This window comes from Pedobacter quisquiliarum (assembly GCF_014642175.1).
GTDB classification, from domain to species: Bacteria; Bacteroidota; Bacteroidia; order Sphingobacteriales; family Sphingobacteriaceae; genus Pedobacter; species Pedobacter quisquiliarum.
This window is the reverse complement of the sequence record NZ_BMIL01000003.1, coordinates 248381-264669: the sequence shown is the minus strand read 5'-3', so window position 1 is coordinate 264669 and position 16289 is coordinate 248381. Positions and strand designations below refer to the sequence as shown.

Below are 16289 nucleotides of genomic sequence, written 5' to 3'. Positions count from 1 at the left end.
CGTTTAAATTAGATAATAACCCCGCAACATTTTAATATTAATTTCGTTACGTAGTCCTTACCATGTAAATCCTTATCGCATACTTCCTCTTCGCATACATCCTTATCGCATACCTCCTCTTCGCATCAATGCATTTGGCGTAGGTCCTTGTCGCAATGCGCTACTTTTTACCGGGCACTGTCCAGAAGTACAGCGTTGCCCCGTCAACCATTTCGGTTTTTTCCGGCGCCCAGTCGCCCATGTCGAAAGCGTGCGAAACAATCCGTGTGCCTGGTTTTAGTTTGAGAATTTTCGGACGCAGCTCCATGTTGACCGTCGGAAGCAGGTACATGGTGATGACGGTTGCTTTACTCAGATCGGTGTTGAACAAATTAGCGTTCACGAACTTCACTTTGTCGGTAACCCCAGCGGCTTTGGCATTCGCGTTAGCTTCTGCGATACGTTCAGGATCGATGTCGTAACCTACTGCTGTAACGCCGTACTGTTTCGCGGCAGCAACAACGATCCGGCCATCGCCGCAGCCGAGGTCATAGAGTACATCACCCTTTTTCAGGTTCGCCATCTTGAGCATGCCATTGACAACTGCAGGCTTGGTGGGCACATAAGGAACATCCAGCTGTGGTGCCGGGCGGCTTTGCTGGGCGGTAGCGAGGTTGCCTACTCCGCTGGCAACAAACAGGATTAGTAAAATTTTAACTGCTTTCATGGTACTTTAATTTAGGTTATGGTTTTATTTGGTTAATTGTTCCTGGTTTTCGCTGTAAAAAAAGTCCTACAAGCAAGACGCCGATCCCAACCAATGCACCTACCCCGGTGTACATCAAGCTGGAATAAAGCAGGTAGCCACTGCTGAGGCAGAAGATCAAAGGTAAGACCGGATATAGGGGCACGCGAAACGGCCGTTCGGCATCAGGTGCTTTCTTCCGCAATACGAAAACGGAGATGCCGACCAGCAGAAAAAAGAACCAGAATACCGGTGCAGTGTATTCCACGATGGTCTCAAATCCGCTTCGCGTGATCAGACCTAAGCTGATCAGTGCAAGGGAGATCAGGCCCTGCACCAGAAAAGCATTTACAGGACCGGCCGCCTGGTTGTTCCATTTGCCAAGTAAAGAAAACATTTTGAAATCGCGCCCTACGGCATAGTTGGTTCTGGCACCGGTGAAGATGGTCGCATTTACGGAGGTGAGTGCAGAAAAGGCGACGAGCATACCAATAAGCCAGACGCCAGTTGGTCCCCAGACTTGCTTCATAAGATCTACACCTACCGCATCAGAACTCGCCATTGCGCTGTGTCCAAGCGCGCGACTGAACGCGAGGTTTACCAGGAGATAGATGACGGTGATGATGACTATGCTGATGATCAGTACGCGAGCCATCCCACGCCTGCCGGACTTCAGTTCAGCAGAGATATAAGCTGCTTCATTCCAGCCGCCGAAGGTCAGCAGCACAAACACCATCGCCAGGCCAAGGAAACTACCAGCATCTGGCGGCGCTGGCGAGGTCGCCACAGCAGGCTGAACGGATGACGTTCCATCTACAATGGCTGCTGCACTGAGGCTGTCCAGCTCGGCTGAAGCCGGCGCGATGAACAGCCCAACGACAACAACCAGCAGTGCCCCGGCCACTTCTGTGGAGGTGAACACTTTCTGTGCGATCGTGCTCATCCGTATTCCGGCGATGTTAATTCCGGTGAGTACGATTACGATGAGTGCGGCATAAAGGACTGAAGAGTAGGTTCCCAGACTGACGACCTGCGAGAGGTAATCGCCAAAAATGTAGGCGAGCACGGCGATGGAGCCGGTCTGTATGATGCTCATCCTCGCCCATGCAAAAAGGAATCCCAGGCGTTTACCGTAAGCCAGGCTAAGAAAGTGGTAATCGCCGCCGGCATTCGGGAAGGTGGTGCTCAACTCCGCGTAACACAAAGCGCCAATCAGAGACACCGCCCCACCCAGCACCCAGGCAAGTAAAAACATGGATTCAGAGCTGGTATTTGCGGCGACCAGGGAGGGCGTCCGGAAAATTCCGGCACCGATGACGATACCCACAATGATGGCCACAGCATCTGTGACACTTAACTGTTTTGCAGGACGTAGCTGTTCTGTAGCATCATTTCCCATTTGACAATGCATGAAGGGTTTGCTCTTGAATAAAGTTAATAATTATTGCAACTTCAGCAAACACAGAAACTGATTTACAGCAACTTAGGTAAAAGTACGTTTAATAAGAGCGCGGGTAGGGCTGTTGGCGGGAACACTAAAGATCAAGTAGTGCGATAGAACAGTATTTAAAAGAAAAAGCCCCAGCGCTTTTGAAGACGTGGGGCTTTGTTTTATTTTCAACGCTGCAAGCAGCGCAAAATAGAATAAGAAAGTTATTTACATACGTTCTGGCACGGTTATGCCCAGCAAGCGCATTCCAGCTTTCAAGACGTTTGCAACGACTGCGCTCAGGTTAAGTCTTAATTGTCTCATTTCTGCGTTTTCCTCCTTGATGATCGGCGGAACCTCATGATAGAACTTGTTGAACATCTTAGCAACTTCATATAAGTAGTTCGCAAGGCTTGCCGGACTTAATCCTTTCGCAGCGATGGCAATCTCCGCAGGGTACTTTGCCAACAACATCATCAGTTCCAACTCCGTTCCTGACAGTGCCAGGTCGGTCGTTGTCGTTGCCGAGGAAACATAACCAGCCTTATTCAACAAGGATTTAATCCTGGCGTGTGTGTACTGGATGAAAGGACCTGTATTGCCCTGAAAATCGATAGACTCTGCCGGATCAAACAGCAGACGTTTCTTAGGCTCTACCTTCAAAAGGAAATACTTTAGTGCACCAAGCCCAATGTTGTGGTATAAGGTTTCTTTTTCTTCCTCCGAGAAGTCGTTGATCTTGCCTAAGGCCTCCGTTTTCTGCTTCGCAGTTTCGATCATTTCTTTAACCAGATCATCGGCATCTACAACCGTACCTTCTCTGGATTTCATCTTACCATTCGGTAAATCTACCATCCCATAAGATAAGTGATGTAATCCGGTGGCCCAGCTTTTACCCAGCTTTTGGAGGATTAAAAACAACACCTTGAAGTGATAATCTTGTTCATTACCAACAACATATATAGATTCATCCATTGCGAAATCATCGTACTTCATCTCCGCAGTACCCAGATCCTGGGTGATGTATACAGAAGTGCCATCCGCTCTCAGCACCAGCTTTTGGTCGAGCCCGTCTTCCGTAAGGTCGATCCACACGGAACCATCATCTTTCTTAAAGAAAACACCTTTCGCGAGTCCTTCTTCAACGGTGTCCTTACCAAGGAGATAGGTATTGCTTTCGTAGTAATATTTGTCGAAATCTACGCCCAGGTTCTTGTAGCTCACGGCGAAGCCATCATATACCCAGCCGTTCATTTTGCTCCATAGTGCTTTCACTTCGGGGTCGCCATTTTCCCAGGCCAGAAGCATGGATTGCGCCTCTTTAATCAGCGGCGCATTTTTCTTGGCTTCCTCCTCCGTCTGCCCTTCTGCTTTTAAAGCATCTATTTCTTTCTTGTACTCTTTGTCGAATATCACATAGTACTTTCCAACCAGGTGATCGCCTTTAATGCCGGAGCTTTCTGGCGTCTCCCCATTGCTCCATTTCTGCCATGCCAGCATCGACTTGCAAATATGGATACCACGGTCATTCACCAGGTTTACTTTATACACTTCTGCGCCATTCGCTTTCAATAATTCGGATACCGAATAACCTAAAAGGTTGTTGCGGACGTGCCCCAGGTGAAGTGGCTTGTTGGTATTTGGTGAGGAGTATTCCACCATGACCTTTTTCCCGCTTGAAGGAATGATGCCGAAGTCGGGTTTCAGCACTTCAGTGTTAAACAGGTTTAACCAGTACGCCTGGCTGATGCTTAGGTTAAGAAAACCCTTGATCACATTAAAGCCGGTAATTTCTTCCACGTTTTCCTGAAGGTAGGCACCAAGTTCGTTGGCCGTCACTTCGGGCGACTTCTTAGAAAATCTTACAATTGGGAATACCACGATGGTGAGCTGACCTTCGAATTCCGGACGGGTGTCCTGAAGCGTCAGTTGGTTTTCAGGTAGGTCCTGATTATATAATGCCTTCACTGCAGCAAACGTTGCAGTGCTAATATGTTGTTCTATATTCATAATTTAATCGTTTCTGAAAGCGTTGGTCACTTTCACTAATATTTCGAAGGCATGTTCCGCCATCTGGTTTTCCCGGTCGAGCGTTGGGTTAACCTCTACAATTTCAAAGCAGCAAACCTTAGGATTGGTCACCATCCTTGAAAGCATTATCCCTGCCTCCCGTTCTGTTAATCCACCTGTTACCGGCGTTCCTGTACCGCGGGAAGAAGTTGGGTCCAGCGCATCTACATCGAATGAGAGTAAGATGATGTCGCAGTGATCCAGGTACATCATGGTTTCAATCACCACACGTTCTACCCCCCTTTTTCGCACTTCCGCAGTGCTGAACATCTTCACGTTGTTCTTCCGCAGCAGGTAATCTTCCGGTTTCTCCGTGTCGCGCACAGATATCATCACCAGATCTTCGTACTTTATTTTCGGTGCAATATTACCTACATTTTTCAGCTGATACCAATAATTTATTGTTTCCTGGTCCAACTGGTTCACTTTGGAGTTCAGATTATCCTCATCAAGTGAGATGGCAAGCGGCATGCCGTGCATGTTTCCAGAGGGCGTGGTGTAGGGCGAGTGTATGTCTGCATGTGCATCAATCCAGATCAAACCAAGCCTGCTCTTCGGGTAGGCAGCTTTGATCCCCGCGATGGTCCCTGCAGCACAACTGTGGTCACCGCCAAGCACAACCGGGAAGTGCTTCTCGTTTAAAGTATCGCGCACCATGTCGCTGAGGCGCTCCGTCATCGTCAAAATGCCGGAGATCCGCTTTGCGTATGCACTCCCTGAACTTTCCAGTAATAAGTGATTTTCATTGGGTACCTCAACACAGGCGTGTTTCTTGAAAAACCGGCTCCCATAATCCAATGCCGCGATCTTTATGGCGTCAACACCCAGGCTCGCACCCCTTGTTCCGGCACCAATTTCTGACTTAACTTCAATGATTTTTAACGATTTAGTCATAAATTAAATACCCGTCTGTTTTATAATGCGTTTAGATTATCTTTGAGCCCAAAATAACTCATTTTATAGCCACCCTAAAAAAATATCGTTCAAAAATATAAAAAATGCAGAGTTACTCCGAATTTCTTGATCTAAGCGTTGGTTTTCCGCAAGAAGGCTACAGCGTTATAGACGACGAATTATATTTCCAGGATCTGAATTTGATGGAGATGATTGAAACCTACGGTACGCCGCTTCGTTTTACCTACCTCCCAATGATCAGCAAGAAGATCCAGCAAGCCAAGATCTTATTTCAAACCGCAATCATCAATAACAACTACCGCGGCGATTATAAATACTGTTACTGCACCAAAAGTTCCCACTTCCGCCACATCGTGGAAGAAGCCTTAAAGAACAACATCCACCTTGAAACATCTTCTGCATTTGACATGCCTATGATTGAGGCATTGGAGAAAAAAGGTGTACTTACAAAAGACATTACCGTAATCTGTAACGGATTTAAAACCTACCAATACAAACAGTATATCATCGATATGCTGCATGATGGTTACAAAAACATCATCCCGGTATTGGACAACAAGGAAGAATTTAACCTTTTTGATGATGAGGTGGAACTTGAATCACCTTGTAACCTGGGTATTCGTATTGCCGCTGAAGAGCAGCCGGATTCACAGTTCTATACTTCACGCTTAGGTGTGCGTATGGAAGACGTGATCGACTTCTACAACAACAAGATCTCTTCAAACCCGAACTTCCGGGTTAAGTTATTACACTTCTTCATCAACTCTGGTATCACGGATTCACCTTACTACTGGAATGAGCTGGAGAAATATGTAACGTTATATTGCAAGTTCAAGAAAATTAATCCAGAGCTTGACACCTTGGATATCGGTGGTGGTATGCCTTTCAAAGACTCTTTGGTTTTTGATTTCGACTACGAATACATGGTGAATGAGATTGTGAAACGTATAAAGGAAATTTGTGCGGAACACGATGTTATGGAGCCGGATATTATTACTGAATTTGGTAAATACACCGTAGCTGAAGCTTCAGGTATTTTATATAAAGTGCTGGGCCGCAAGCAACAAAACGACCGTGAGAAGTGGTTAATGTTGGATGGTTCGTTCATTACAAATTTACCAGATGTTTGGGCGCTAAATCAGAAATACATCCTTCTACCGATCAACAACTGGGACGCAGAATACGAGCGTGTAAACCTTGGCGGGATTACCTGCGATGGTCAGGATTACTACAATCAGGAAGCGCACATGAACTCGGTATTTATGCCGAAAACGCGTAAAGTGCAGTACCTTGGGTTCTTCAATACCGGTGCTTACCAGGAAGTATTGAGTGGTTATGGTGGTATTCACCACTGTTTACTGCCGAGTCCTAAACATGTGATCATCCGTCGCAACCGCGATGAGACCTTCAACTTTGAAGTGTTTGGTGAAGAGCAAAACAGTAAACAAGTACTTAAGATCCTAGGTTACACCTAGGATTTTATTGAATCTATAAATTAACAAAGCCCGACTGATTCCTCAGCCGGGCTTTTCTATTTACCTTACTACTAACCGATCATTACGCAACAGTTATGGTCTTAGGTGCATTTTGAGATTCATCTTTCTTGCCGATGGTAATGTATAATACACCATCTGTGTAGGCTGCAGAAATCTGCTCCGCATCAACCGTTTCCGGTAACATAAATGATCTTGCAAATGAGCTAAAATCAAATTCTCTGCGGCTGAAATCTTTCTTCACTTCATCTTCAGCAGCTTTTTTCTCCACCCAAAGTGATAAAGTATCTTTCTTCACGTTAAGCTGAAAGTCTTCTTTTTTTAGTCCGGGTGCAGCAACTTCAATCACATAAGCTTCTGCGGATTCTGAAATGTTTACAGCAGGCATCTTTGTAACACTATAGTTCTTATTCAGTGCTTCACTGAACAATGAATCAAATACGTTGTTAAAATAAGGTGCGCTGTTTCTTGTTCTGTTGTTGAAATTTACTAGTGTCATATCTTGTTCTAATTAATTTTTTTATTTTTAAATACATTACCCATTATTCAACTCCCATACCAAAGCACAAAAACATGAATATTAAGACACTATGGCAGTCAAAAACAAATGAAGCAGACAGAATGGCCGAACACATCAATGACATTGATAGCTATAAGTATAAAACCGTCATTGAAACCAGGTTCGCTGATTTTGATATGATGGGCCATGTAAACAACTCCGTTTACTTCACCTATATGGAAATAGCGAGGGTGAAGTATTGGAAGCATGCGATCAATTGGGACTGGAACAAGACGGGGGTGGTAATCGGACAAGCCGCATTGAAGTACATTGTGCCGATCTTCCCGGAAGATCAGATCCACATGTATGTGCGCACTTCAAGGATTGGGCGCAGCAGTTTTGACCTGGAGTATTTGTTGGTCAAGAAGAAAGACGGCAAAGAAATCGTTTGTAGCAAAGGTATGACGGCCTGCGTTGCTTATAATAATCAAAGCAAGCAGGCCACCCCCATTCCCGAGCGGGAAAGAAACAAAATGATCTTATTTGAACAGCTGGTTAGTGCAGAAGTCAGCCCGGAAGTTTAAAATATCTTTCCTGGATTGAGAATGCCTTTTGGATCAAACACCTGCTTAATACCACGCATGATGTTCAGGTTGATCTCTGCATACTTTAAGTGCATATAGTCTTTCTGCACCAGGCCAATGCCGTGCTCACCGGAGATAGTTCCACCTAGCGCGGCGGTAAGTTCAAAGATTTCGGTAATGCCGAACTTCAGTTTATGCTTCCAATCTTCATCGCTCATGCCTGCTTTGATGATGTTTACATGCAGGTTACCGTCGCCGGCATGGCCATAGCAAACACTGTCGAAGCCATATTTAGCGCCAATTTCTTTAATACCGCTGATCAGCTTAGGTAGGGCCGCTCTTGGCACCACAGTATCTTCTTCTTTATATACGGAGTTTGATTTTACAGATTCTGCCATGACCCTGCGCATCTTCCACAACTCTTCCTTCTGTGCGGCGGTGTCTGCAAATAGTACCTCAAGACATCCATGTGCTTCAAGCACGTTATTTGCTTTTTCACAATCCTTAAAGATGGTATCCATATCATCACCATCGAATTCGAGCATTAGAAAGGCATTCACGTTATCTTTAAGATCGAACTGGATTCCATCATACTGGATCACCCACTCTACCCCTTTTCTTTCCATAAATTCCAGTGCGGAAGGCGTCATTCCAGCTCTGAACACCGCGGATACAGCAGCACATGCAGCCTCGTTTTCCGCAAAAGAGGCCAGCATCAATACACTATGGCCAATCACAGGAATAAGCTTTGTTACGATTTTGGTTACAACGCCGAGTGTGCCTTCTGAACCAATCATCAATTGGGTAAGGTTGTAACCAGATGCATATTTGAGTGTGTTCGCGCCTGTCCAGATAACTTGTCCGTCGGGCAGCACCACTTCCAGGTTCAGTATGTACTCTCTGATGGTGCCATACTTCACCACGCGAGGACCGCCGCTACCATGCGCAACATTGCCGCCGATGAAACAACTGCCCTTACTGGACGGATCTACAGGATACCTTAAGCCAAATTCTCCCACCGCATCCATAAACTCCTGGGTAATTACACCCGGCTCCACCGTCGCCTGCAGGTTTTCCGTGTCTATCTCTATGACTTTCTTAAACCGCTCCATAGAAAGCAACACACCACCATATACAGGCAGCGCCGCGCCGCTAAGTCCGGTACCACCACCACGCGGCGTTACAGGCACACCTTCCGCATTGCAAACTTTCATCAGGGCAGAAACAGCACCCGTGTCGTGCGGCTTAACGACCACTTCGGGAAAGTACTTCAGGTCTTCTGTTTCATCATGCGCGTAGTTGGCGAGGGATTCTTCGTCTACAAACACGTTGCTTGCGCCGACGGCATCCTTAATTTTATCTAGTATGGCTGTATTAACTTTGTTGAAATTCATGTTATTCAGTTTTGCACAATGCTGGATTGGCGTTTATTTCTTATTTCTATGCTGTTAAACGAAAAGCCTATTGCGGACAGTTCTGCAATAGAGATATCGCAGTGGAGCTTAATCTACTTGGCGTACTCGAGCACAGCAGCTTCATTTAAACAGTTTATTCGAGCTGCACAGCAGGTTCATTTAAGTGGTGTATTGAGCTGCACATCCGGTTAATTATGCGGTGTACTCGAGCTGCACAAAGGAATGATCAATCTGTCCTGGCATTGGTGGATGAAGTTTTTTGATGCCCACGATGATGTTGAGCAAAAATGGAAATGCCACTTTAACCTGCTCAAGCATATCATGAACTACTGTTTCTAGTAATTGCTGCGTGCGTTTCATGGTGTCCTGGATAATAGTATTCAGCACCTCATAGTTCACGGTATGTTGCAGGTTCTCTGTATCCCCTTCGGGCCTGAACTTCACTTCTATACTCACCAGGAACTGTGTCCCGAGCACCTGCTCCTCAGCATAAAAGCCGTGGTAAGCAAAACACTTTACATCTCTTAAAGCAACTGTTTGTATCAGCATATGAAGTGTAAAGTTATATATTTGAATGAACATTCACAGCCGAAAACCATATCGCATGATGATGAACAAAACGGGAAAACAAGACCTTTATGAGTCACCAGACTATTTTCTACTTGATGAACTGCTGACGGATGAGCACAAACTGATCCGTTCTACTGCCCGCCAGTGGGTAAAGACAGCAGTGAGTCCGATCATCGAAGACTATGCGCAGCGTGCGGAATTCCCTAAACAGCTAATTCCTGGATTAGCAGAACTTGGGGCATTTGGGCCAACGATTCCTACGGAGTATGGCGGCGCCGGATTAGATTACATTTCCTATGGTATACTGATGCAGGAGATTGAGCGTGGGGATTCGGGCATTCGATCTACGGCTTCTGTTCAGGGCTCGCTGGTGATGTACCCCATCTTTGCTTATGGCTCGGAGGAACAACGCAAACGCTACCTTCCGAAGCTGGCCAGTGGCGAAATGATGGGTTGTTTCGGCTTAACTGAACCGGACCATGGCTCCAATCCGGGAGGCATGAGCAGTAACATCAAAGACATGGGCGACCACTACCTGCTTAACGGCGCCAAGATGTGGATCTCCAACGCACCTTTTGCAGATATTGCCGTGGTATGGGCGAAAGATGAGCAGGGCAAGATCCGTGGGATGGTTGTGGAACGTGGCATGGAAGGCTTCAGCACGCCAGAAACGCATAACAAATGGAGTCTGCGGGCCTCCGCTACCGGTGAGCTGGTGTTCGACAATGTCAAAGTACCTAAAGAAAATATCTTCCCTGGTGTATCAGGCTTGAAAGGGCCGCTCGGTTGCCTGAACCAGGCTCGCTATGGCATTGCATGGGGCGCATTGGGTGCGGCAATGGACTGCTACGACACGGCGCTACGTTATGCTAAGGAGCGCGTGCAGTTCGGCAAGCCGATCGGCGGCTTTCAGCTGCAGCAAAAAAAACTAGCAGAAATGATCACCGAAATCACCAAAGCACAGCTACTCGTATGGCGACTTGGTGTACTCAAGAATGATGGCCGCGCAACTGCGGAACAGATATCCATGGGCAAAAGGAACAGTGTAGAGGTTGCATTAGACATCGCCAGAAATGCCAGACAGATGCTTGGCGGTATGGGTATCACGGGTGAGTTCTCCATTATGCGTCATATGATGAACCTGGAATCCGTCGTTACCTATGAGGGCACACACGATATTCACTTACTAATTACGGGCATGGATGTCACAGGCCTGAATGCATTTAAATAAAAATATGAAGACGTTTAAGAAATATGAATACCTGCCAGCACCACCTGAAGAAGTGTACCTGGCATTAACAAAAGAACTAAGCATACAGCTGTGGACAGGCGCAGCAGTGGAATTTACAGAAGAACCTGGAACAGAGTTTTCCTTCTGGGAAGGTGACATTGTAGGCAAAAACATTGAGTTTGAATACGGAAAGCGGATTGTGCAGCAATGGTATTTTGGAGAGGATAATGAACCTTCGATCGTAACCATCAAGCTTCACGCGGACCGAAAAGGTACATCGCTGGAGTTTGTACAAACAAACATTCCCGATGAAGATTATGATGAGTTTACCGCAGGCATTCAAGAGCATTACCTTGGTGGTCTGCAAGACTTCTTCGAAGAAGAATAATAGGTTTAATACGCCATTTTGGTGGTAAAAGCCCCTCTATAGCCCATTAAGAAAAAGCCCCTGGAAGCTATGTACTTTCAGGGGCTTTTTCATGATTATGCTAATCAAGTATTATTCGATAAAAGCCACGCGGACATCTTCCCGAAGGTTATAATTTGAAGCCATAACTTCTCCATACGCGCCTGTGCTTCTGATCGCAATGTAGTCACCACGGAAGGTTTCTGGAAGTTCAACTTCTTTCCCAAAGCAATCCGTGCTCTCGCAGATCGGACCAACAACATCGTACTTTGTGAAGCCTTCTACAGCACCTGCGGCATCGCCGGCAGTCGCCGACTTTGAAATATTCTGTATTTTGTGGTAGGCTTGGTACAATGCCGGACGCATGAGCTCCGTCATGCCCACATCCAGTACAATGAAATTCTTCTTTTTACCATTCTTCACATACAACACCTGACTGATCACGGAAGCCGACTGACCAACTAAGGCTCTGCCGAGCTCAAAATGCACTTCCTGTCCATGCCCCACGTTCAGGAATTCATTAAAGATTTTGAAGTAGTTTTCAAAGTCAGGAATTTGCTGATCCGGACTATGGTAGTCAATACCCAAACCGCCACCAACATTCAAAACCTTCACTGCAAAGCCACGTTCCGTAAACCATGCGGCAAACTCATTTACCCGCACACATAGATTTTTGTAGACATCAAGGTTGGTAATCTGTGAACCAATATGGAAATGAATACCAATAAATTGGAGGTTTTCAGACTGTTTTAAAACCGTTGCGCAGTCGGGCAAATCCCAGCTGTTGATGCCAAACTTGTTCTCATCCAGTCCAGTGGTAATGTTCTGGTGTGTGTGTGCATCAACATTCGGGTTGATCCGGATGGCTACTTTAGCAACCTTCCCTTTCTTAGCGGCTAGGTCATTGATAACTTCAAGCTCCTGGATGGATTCCACGTTGAAGCAAAAAATGTCCTGATCAAGCGCATAGTTGATCTCTTTATCAGATTTACCGACACCGGCAAATACGATCTGCCCAGCGGGGAAACCCAGATCTATAGCCTGACGCACCTCACCACCACTCACGGCATCTGCCCCGAAACCCATTGCTTTTACGCGCCCAACTACCTTGGGATTGAAGTTTGCTTTCATGGCGTAATGCACATGAAAGTTGTACAGGTTGGCATACTTAGCACAAGCATCCAGCGTCTGCTGCAGTAGATTTAGATCGTAATAATAGAACGGTGTTTCTAATTGTGCAAACTGGGCTATATCTTTATCAGAAAAAATCATTTTGAAATATCTTATTATATTTTGTTTGGTCGGCCTGACGCTCATCTATATGGGTAACTACTTTGACCTGAAAAGACAAAGAATCACTCATGCAGAATATAACAGGAGATTTCGTTTCACGTACATCCTGGTACTCGTTGTCATTGCAATCCTGCTTTACTTTCGGAAGAAGTGAGAGGATTGCTTTACCCTCCCTCTCAGATGCGGCCTTTAAAATAAACGGTTATGTAAGCTTCTTAAGGCTTCAGTTTTATCCTGCGTGTTAATCAACAGCGAAATGTTGTAATTACTTCCGCCATAAGAGATCATACGTATGGGAATGTGCTTCAACGAATCCAGTACCCTGGAAGCATAACCATGTTTCTCCGGCCCGAAATCACCTACTACACAGACGATAGACTGATCTTTATCCAACTCAACAGTTCCGAAGGCATGTAACTCTTCCACAATCTTCTCCAGGTTATCAGTGAAGTCGATCGTCAAAGATACCGCAACCTCGGAGGTCGTAATCATATCAATCGGTGTTTTGTAACGCTCGAAAATCTCAAACACCCTTCTTAGGAAACCATATGCTAATAACATCCGACTGGAGTGGATCTTAATGGCCGTTATACCGTCCTTAGCTGCAATAGACTTGATTTTACCGGGTTCACTTTCCGCGGAAATCAATGTCCCAAATGCTTTGGGTTCCATTGTATTCAATAGCCGAACTGGTATTTTGTAACGTTGTGCAGGGAACACCGACTGTGGATGTAGAATTTTCGCACCAAAGTAGGCAAGCTCCGCCGCTTCATCAAAGGACAGCTTCGCAATTGGGCGGGTACCTTTAACAATCCGCGGATCATTATTATGCATACCATCAATGTCTGTCCAGATTTGAACTTCTTCTGCCAGGATCGCAGCTCCAATCAGGGAGGCCGTGTAATCACTACCGCCACGGCGGAGATTATCAACCTCACCGAAGGTATTGCGGCAGATAAATCCCTGTGTAATAAACAAGGTTTGATCCGCGGCAGCATTAAGCAATGGTTGCAGGTGACTGGTTATGAAAGGAATATCTGGTTCATTATCCTCATCAATCTTCATGAAATCCAATGCAGGTAGCAGCACGGAAGCTACACCAATCGACTTCAGGTAGATGTGGAATAAAGTAGTTGAAATCAATTCGCCTTGCGCAAGCACAACCTTCTCTTCAATGGAAGTAAATAGGTCATTTGCCAGTGCAGCAAGAAAATTAAAGTGATAGTCAATCAGCTCCTCACCTTCCAGTCTGAACGGTCCTTCAGGCAATAGCTCAATTACAAAACGCTGGTAACTTTCCTTTAGGTCATGAATCAGGGAAAGTCCGCCCTGTTTATCATCCCTTAAAAGTTTGGCAGCTATTTCAACTAAACTGTTTGTTGTGCCGGACACTGCTGATAGCACCACGATCTGTTGCTCTGCCGGATTTATGATCTCCAGCAATTTAGTTATACGCTCAGGGCTCCCTACGGAAGTTCCTCCAAACTTTAATATTTTCATCTTATATATATATTGTTTTTTAGGTCTTGACCACTGCCTCCATCCATCCACATGGGTGTGATAAAATCAGGATCATTTTACTGTCCAGGTTATTAAATCTTGATTAAATAATGATTGTGTATCAATTTGTTCATTAATTAGCAACGAAATACCAAAAGCTTTTAATTAATTTACTTCAGAAATGTGCTAAGAACGCGTGAAAATAGAAAAAAGCGTGATCATTTAGTGCATTTCGAAATAATATTTGGAAATGCATTAATTTAAATAGCCGAAACAGAATAGATTTTCGGTATCATTTGTGTATGGTGGAATCCACTTGAATGAAGTGGCGCTACAAACAATAAATTAGCAGAACTGTTTAATAGAAAATTTAAAAACATCAAGAAATATAGAAATGCAGCTAGAACCAACAACATTAGACACCATAAACAAGTGGCTGAACGGTAATTATGATAAAACCACAAAAGCAGAGATCCAGGACTTGCTGGACAAGAATGAAACGACCGCTTTAACGGACGCTTTTTACCGTGACCTTGAATTTGGTACCGGAGGCTTACGTGGCATCATGGGTGCCGGATCTAACCGCATTAATAAATATACCATCGGTACCGCCACGCAGGGATTAAGCAACTACTTGCTTAAAAAATATCCAGGCGAAAAGATCAGCGTAGCCATCGCGCACGATAGCCGTAACAATTCAGACGTATTTTCAAAAGTTACTGCAGACGTATTTTCTGCAAACGGCATCCACGTATACTTCTTCGAAGCGCTACGCCCGACACCAGAACTATCTTTTGCAATCAGACATCTGAAATGCAAAAGCGGGGTAATGCTTACGGCGTCTCACAACCCGAAAGAATACAATGGCTATAAGGCTTACGGAGAGGATGGCGGACAATTTACCGCTCCTGACGATAAGTTGGTGATGCAGGAAGTTGCAGCCATCACCGACATCAGCCAGGTGAAGTTCGATCGCATTGAGGAAAACATTGAGGAGATTGGCACTGGTATAGACAACCTGTACCTGGAAGAAATCGCTAAACTATCTGTTTCTCCAGAAGCAATCCTCCGTCAAAATGACTTAAAAATCGTGTATTCGCCGATTCATGGAACGGGAATTACCCTGGCGCCAAAAGCACTTGCAAAGTTCGGTTTCACCAATGTGACGGTGGTTGAAGAGCAAAGTGAACCAGATGGAAACTTCCCGACGGTGGTTTATCCAAATCCTGAGGAAAAGGAAGCAATGACCTTGGCGCTGCAAAAAGCGCAGGAGATTGATGCAGACCTTGTCCTTGCAACAGACCCGGATGCAGACCGCGTGGGTATTGCAGTTAAGAACAATGGCGGTGAATTTGAATTGCTGAATGGTAATCAAACCGGAAGTTTACTAATCCACTACCTGCTTAATGCTTGGGAAGAAAAAGGTAAGCTGACTGGCGATCAGTACATCGTTAAAACAATCGTAACAACCAATCTGATCGATGCCATTGCAGCATCAAAGAACGTGACCTGCTACAACACCTTAACCGGTTTCAAATGGATCGGACAATTGATCACGCAACTACAGGGAAAGAAAACCTTCATCGGCGGTGGTGAAGAAAGCTACGGCTATTCGGTTGGTGAGTTGGTAAGAGATAAAGATGCCATCATTTCATGTGCATTCATTGCTGAGATGACTGCATACTACAAGGATAAAGGCACAAGTCTGTACAATGCGATGTTAGACATGTATGTAGAATATGGTGTTTACAGAGAAGAACTGGTTTCTTTAACTAAGAAAGGTAAATCCGGTGCGGAAGAGATCAAGGCGATGATGGAGAAATTTAGAAATAATCCACCTGCACAATTGGGTGGTTCAAAAGTGACCACGTTAAAAGATTACGAACTACGTACCGAAACTGATCTGACGAACAACACTTCCAAGCCACTGGAATTGCCAAAGTCAGACGTACTACAGTTCATCACTGAAGATGGTAGCATCATTTCCGCAAGACCTTCAGGAACAGAGCCAAAGATTAAGTTCTACTGCAGCGTAAATGCACCTCTGGCAGATAAGGCCCAGTTTAAAGAAGTGGAAGGACAACTAAGCGATAAAATCGCCAAGTTAATGGCTGATTTACAAGCTTAAGCGTTCAATAACATAGCCCATTAAAAAAGCCC

Annotated in this window: 14 protein-coding genes; 5 read left to right on the top strand and 9 right to left on the bottom strand. The window is 45.2% G+C overall.

Annotated elements, in window-relative coordinates; translation table 11 throughout:
* Positions 1–160: 160 nt before the first annotated feature.
* The 4 genes from IEW69_RS06010 to rocF all read right to left on the bottom strand — a co-directional run bounded on the left by IEW69_RS06010 (position 161) and on the right by rocF (position 5117).
* Positions 161–706 carry an SAM-dependent methyltransferase gene (locus IEW69_RS06010; protein ID WP_188625924.1) on the bottom strand — a complete coding sequence of 182 codons (546 nt, stop codon included), beginning with the start codon at positions 704–706 and terminating at the stop codon, positions 161–163.
* 16 nt (positions 707–722) lie between these two features.
* Positions 723–2123, bottom strand: coding sequence for an APC family permease (locus IEW69_RS06005; protein WP_188625923.1), 1401 nt, complete (start codon positions 2121–2123; stop codon positions 723–725).
* Between the two features lie 258 nt (positions 2124–2381).
* Positions 2382–4163, bottom strand: coding sequence for an arginine--tRNA ligase (gene argS / locus IEW69_RS06000; RefSeq protein ID WP_188625922.1), 1782 nt, complete (start codon positions 4161–4163; stop codon positions 2382–2384).
* A 3-nt stretch (positions 4164–4166) separates the two neighbouring features.
* The gene (gene rocF, locus IEW69_RS05995; RefSeq protein WP_188625921.1) at positions 4167–5117 is read right to left on the bottom strand and encodes an arginase; all 951 of its coding nucleotides are present in this window, start codon (positions 5115–5117) and stop codon (positions 4167–4169) included.
* Between the two features lie 104 nt (positions 5118–5221).
* Here rocF and IEW69_RS05990 point away from each other — a divergent pair, with 104 nt between their 5' ends.
* On the top strand, positions 5222–6613 hold the full coding sequence (locus IEW69_RS05990; RefSeq protein WP_188625920.1) for an arginine decarboxylase: 1392 nt from the start codon (positions 5222–5224) through the stop codon (positions 6611–6613).
* Positions 6614–6695: 82 nt separating this feature from the next.
* Here IEW69_RS05990 and IEW69_RS05985 read toward each other — a convergent pair whose 3' ends face one another.
* On the bottom strand, positions 6696–7130 hold the full coding sequence (locus tag IEW69_RS05985; protein ID WP_188625919.1) for an Hsp20/alpha crystallin family protein: 435 nt from the start codon (positions 7128–7130) through the stop codon (positions 6696–6698).
* A 74-nt stretch (positions 7131–7204) separates the two neighbouring features.
* Between IEW69_RS05985 and IEW69_RS05980 the strand changes: the two genes are divergently transcribed.
* Entirely contained in the window at positions 7205–7714 is a 510-nt protein-coding gene (locus IEW69_RS05980) for an acyl-CoA thioesterase (RefSeq protein WP_188625918.1), read from the top strand.
* Here the strand turns inward: IEW69_RS05980 and IEW69_RS05975 are convergent.
* Complete coding sequence (locus tag IEW69_RS05975) at positions 7711–9108, bottom strand: FAD-binding oxidoreductase (RefSeq protein WP_188625917.1); 1398 nt, start codon at positions 9106–9108, stop codon at positions 7711–7713. The two genes, IEW69_RS05980 and IEW69_RS05975, sit on opposite strands and share 4 nt — an antisense overlap.
* 213 nt (positions 9109–9321) lie before the next feature.
* Positions 9322–9678, bottom strand: coding sequence for a dihydroneopterin aldolase (locus IEW69_RS05970; RefSeq protein ID WP_188625916.1), 357 nt, complete (start codon positions 9676–9678; stop codon positions 9322–9324).
* A gap of 61 nt (positions 9679–9739) precedes the next feature.
* Here IEW69_RS05970 and IEW69_RS05965 point away from each other — a divergent pair, with 61 nt between their 5' ends.
* Together IEW69_RS05965 and IEW69_RS05960 are read left to right on the top strand one after the other, a co-directional pair.
* Positions 9740–10930 carry an acyl-CoA dehydrogenase family protein gene (locus IEW69_RS05965; protein ID WP_188626058.1) on the top strand — a complete coding sequence of 397 codons (1191 nt, stop codon included), beginning with the start codon at positions 9740–9742 and terminating at the stop codon, positions 10928–10930.
* Positions 10931–10934: 4 nt separating this feature from the next.
* Positions 10935–11318 carry an SRPBCC domain-containing protein gene (locus tag IEW69_RS05960; protein ID WP_188625915.1) on the top strand — a complete coding sequence of 128 codons (384 nt, stop codon included), beginning with the start codon at positions 10935–10937 and terminating at the stop codon, positions 11316–11318.
* A 111-nt stretch (positions 11319–11429) separates the two neighbouring features.
* Here the strand turns inward: IEW69_RS05960 and lysA are convergent, their stop codons facing one another.
* Positions 11430–12605, bottom strand: coding sequence for a diaminopimelate decarboxylase (gene lysA, locus IEW69_RS05955; RefSeq protein WP_188626057.1), 1176 nt, complete (start codon positions 12603–12605; stop codon positions 11430–11432).
* A gap of 213 nt (positions 12606–12818) precedes the next feature.
* On the bottom strand, positions 12819–14129 hold the full coding sequence (locus tag IEW69_RS05950; RefSeq protein WP_188625914.1) for an aspartate kinase: 1311 nt from the start codon (positions 14127–14129) through the stop codon (positions 12819–12821).
* 394 nt (positions 14130–14523) lie between these two features.
* Between IEW69_RS05950 and IEW69_RS05945 the strand changes: the two genes are divergently transcribed.
* The gene (locus IEW69_RS05945) at positions 14524–16257 is read left to right on the top strand and encodes a phospho-sugar mutase (protein WP_188625913.1); all 1734 of its coding nucleotides are present in this window, start codon (positions 14524–14526) and stop codon (positions 16255–16257) included.
* Positions 16258–16289: the final 32 nt, after the last annotated feature.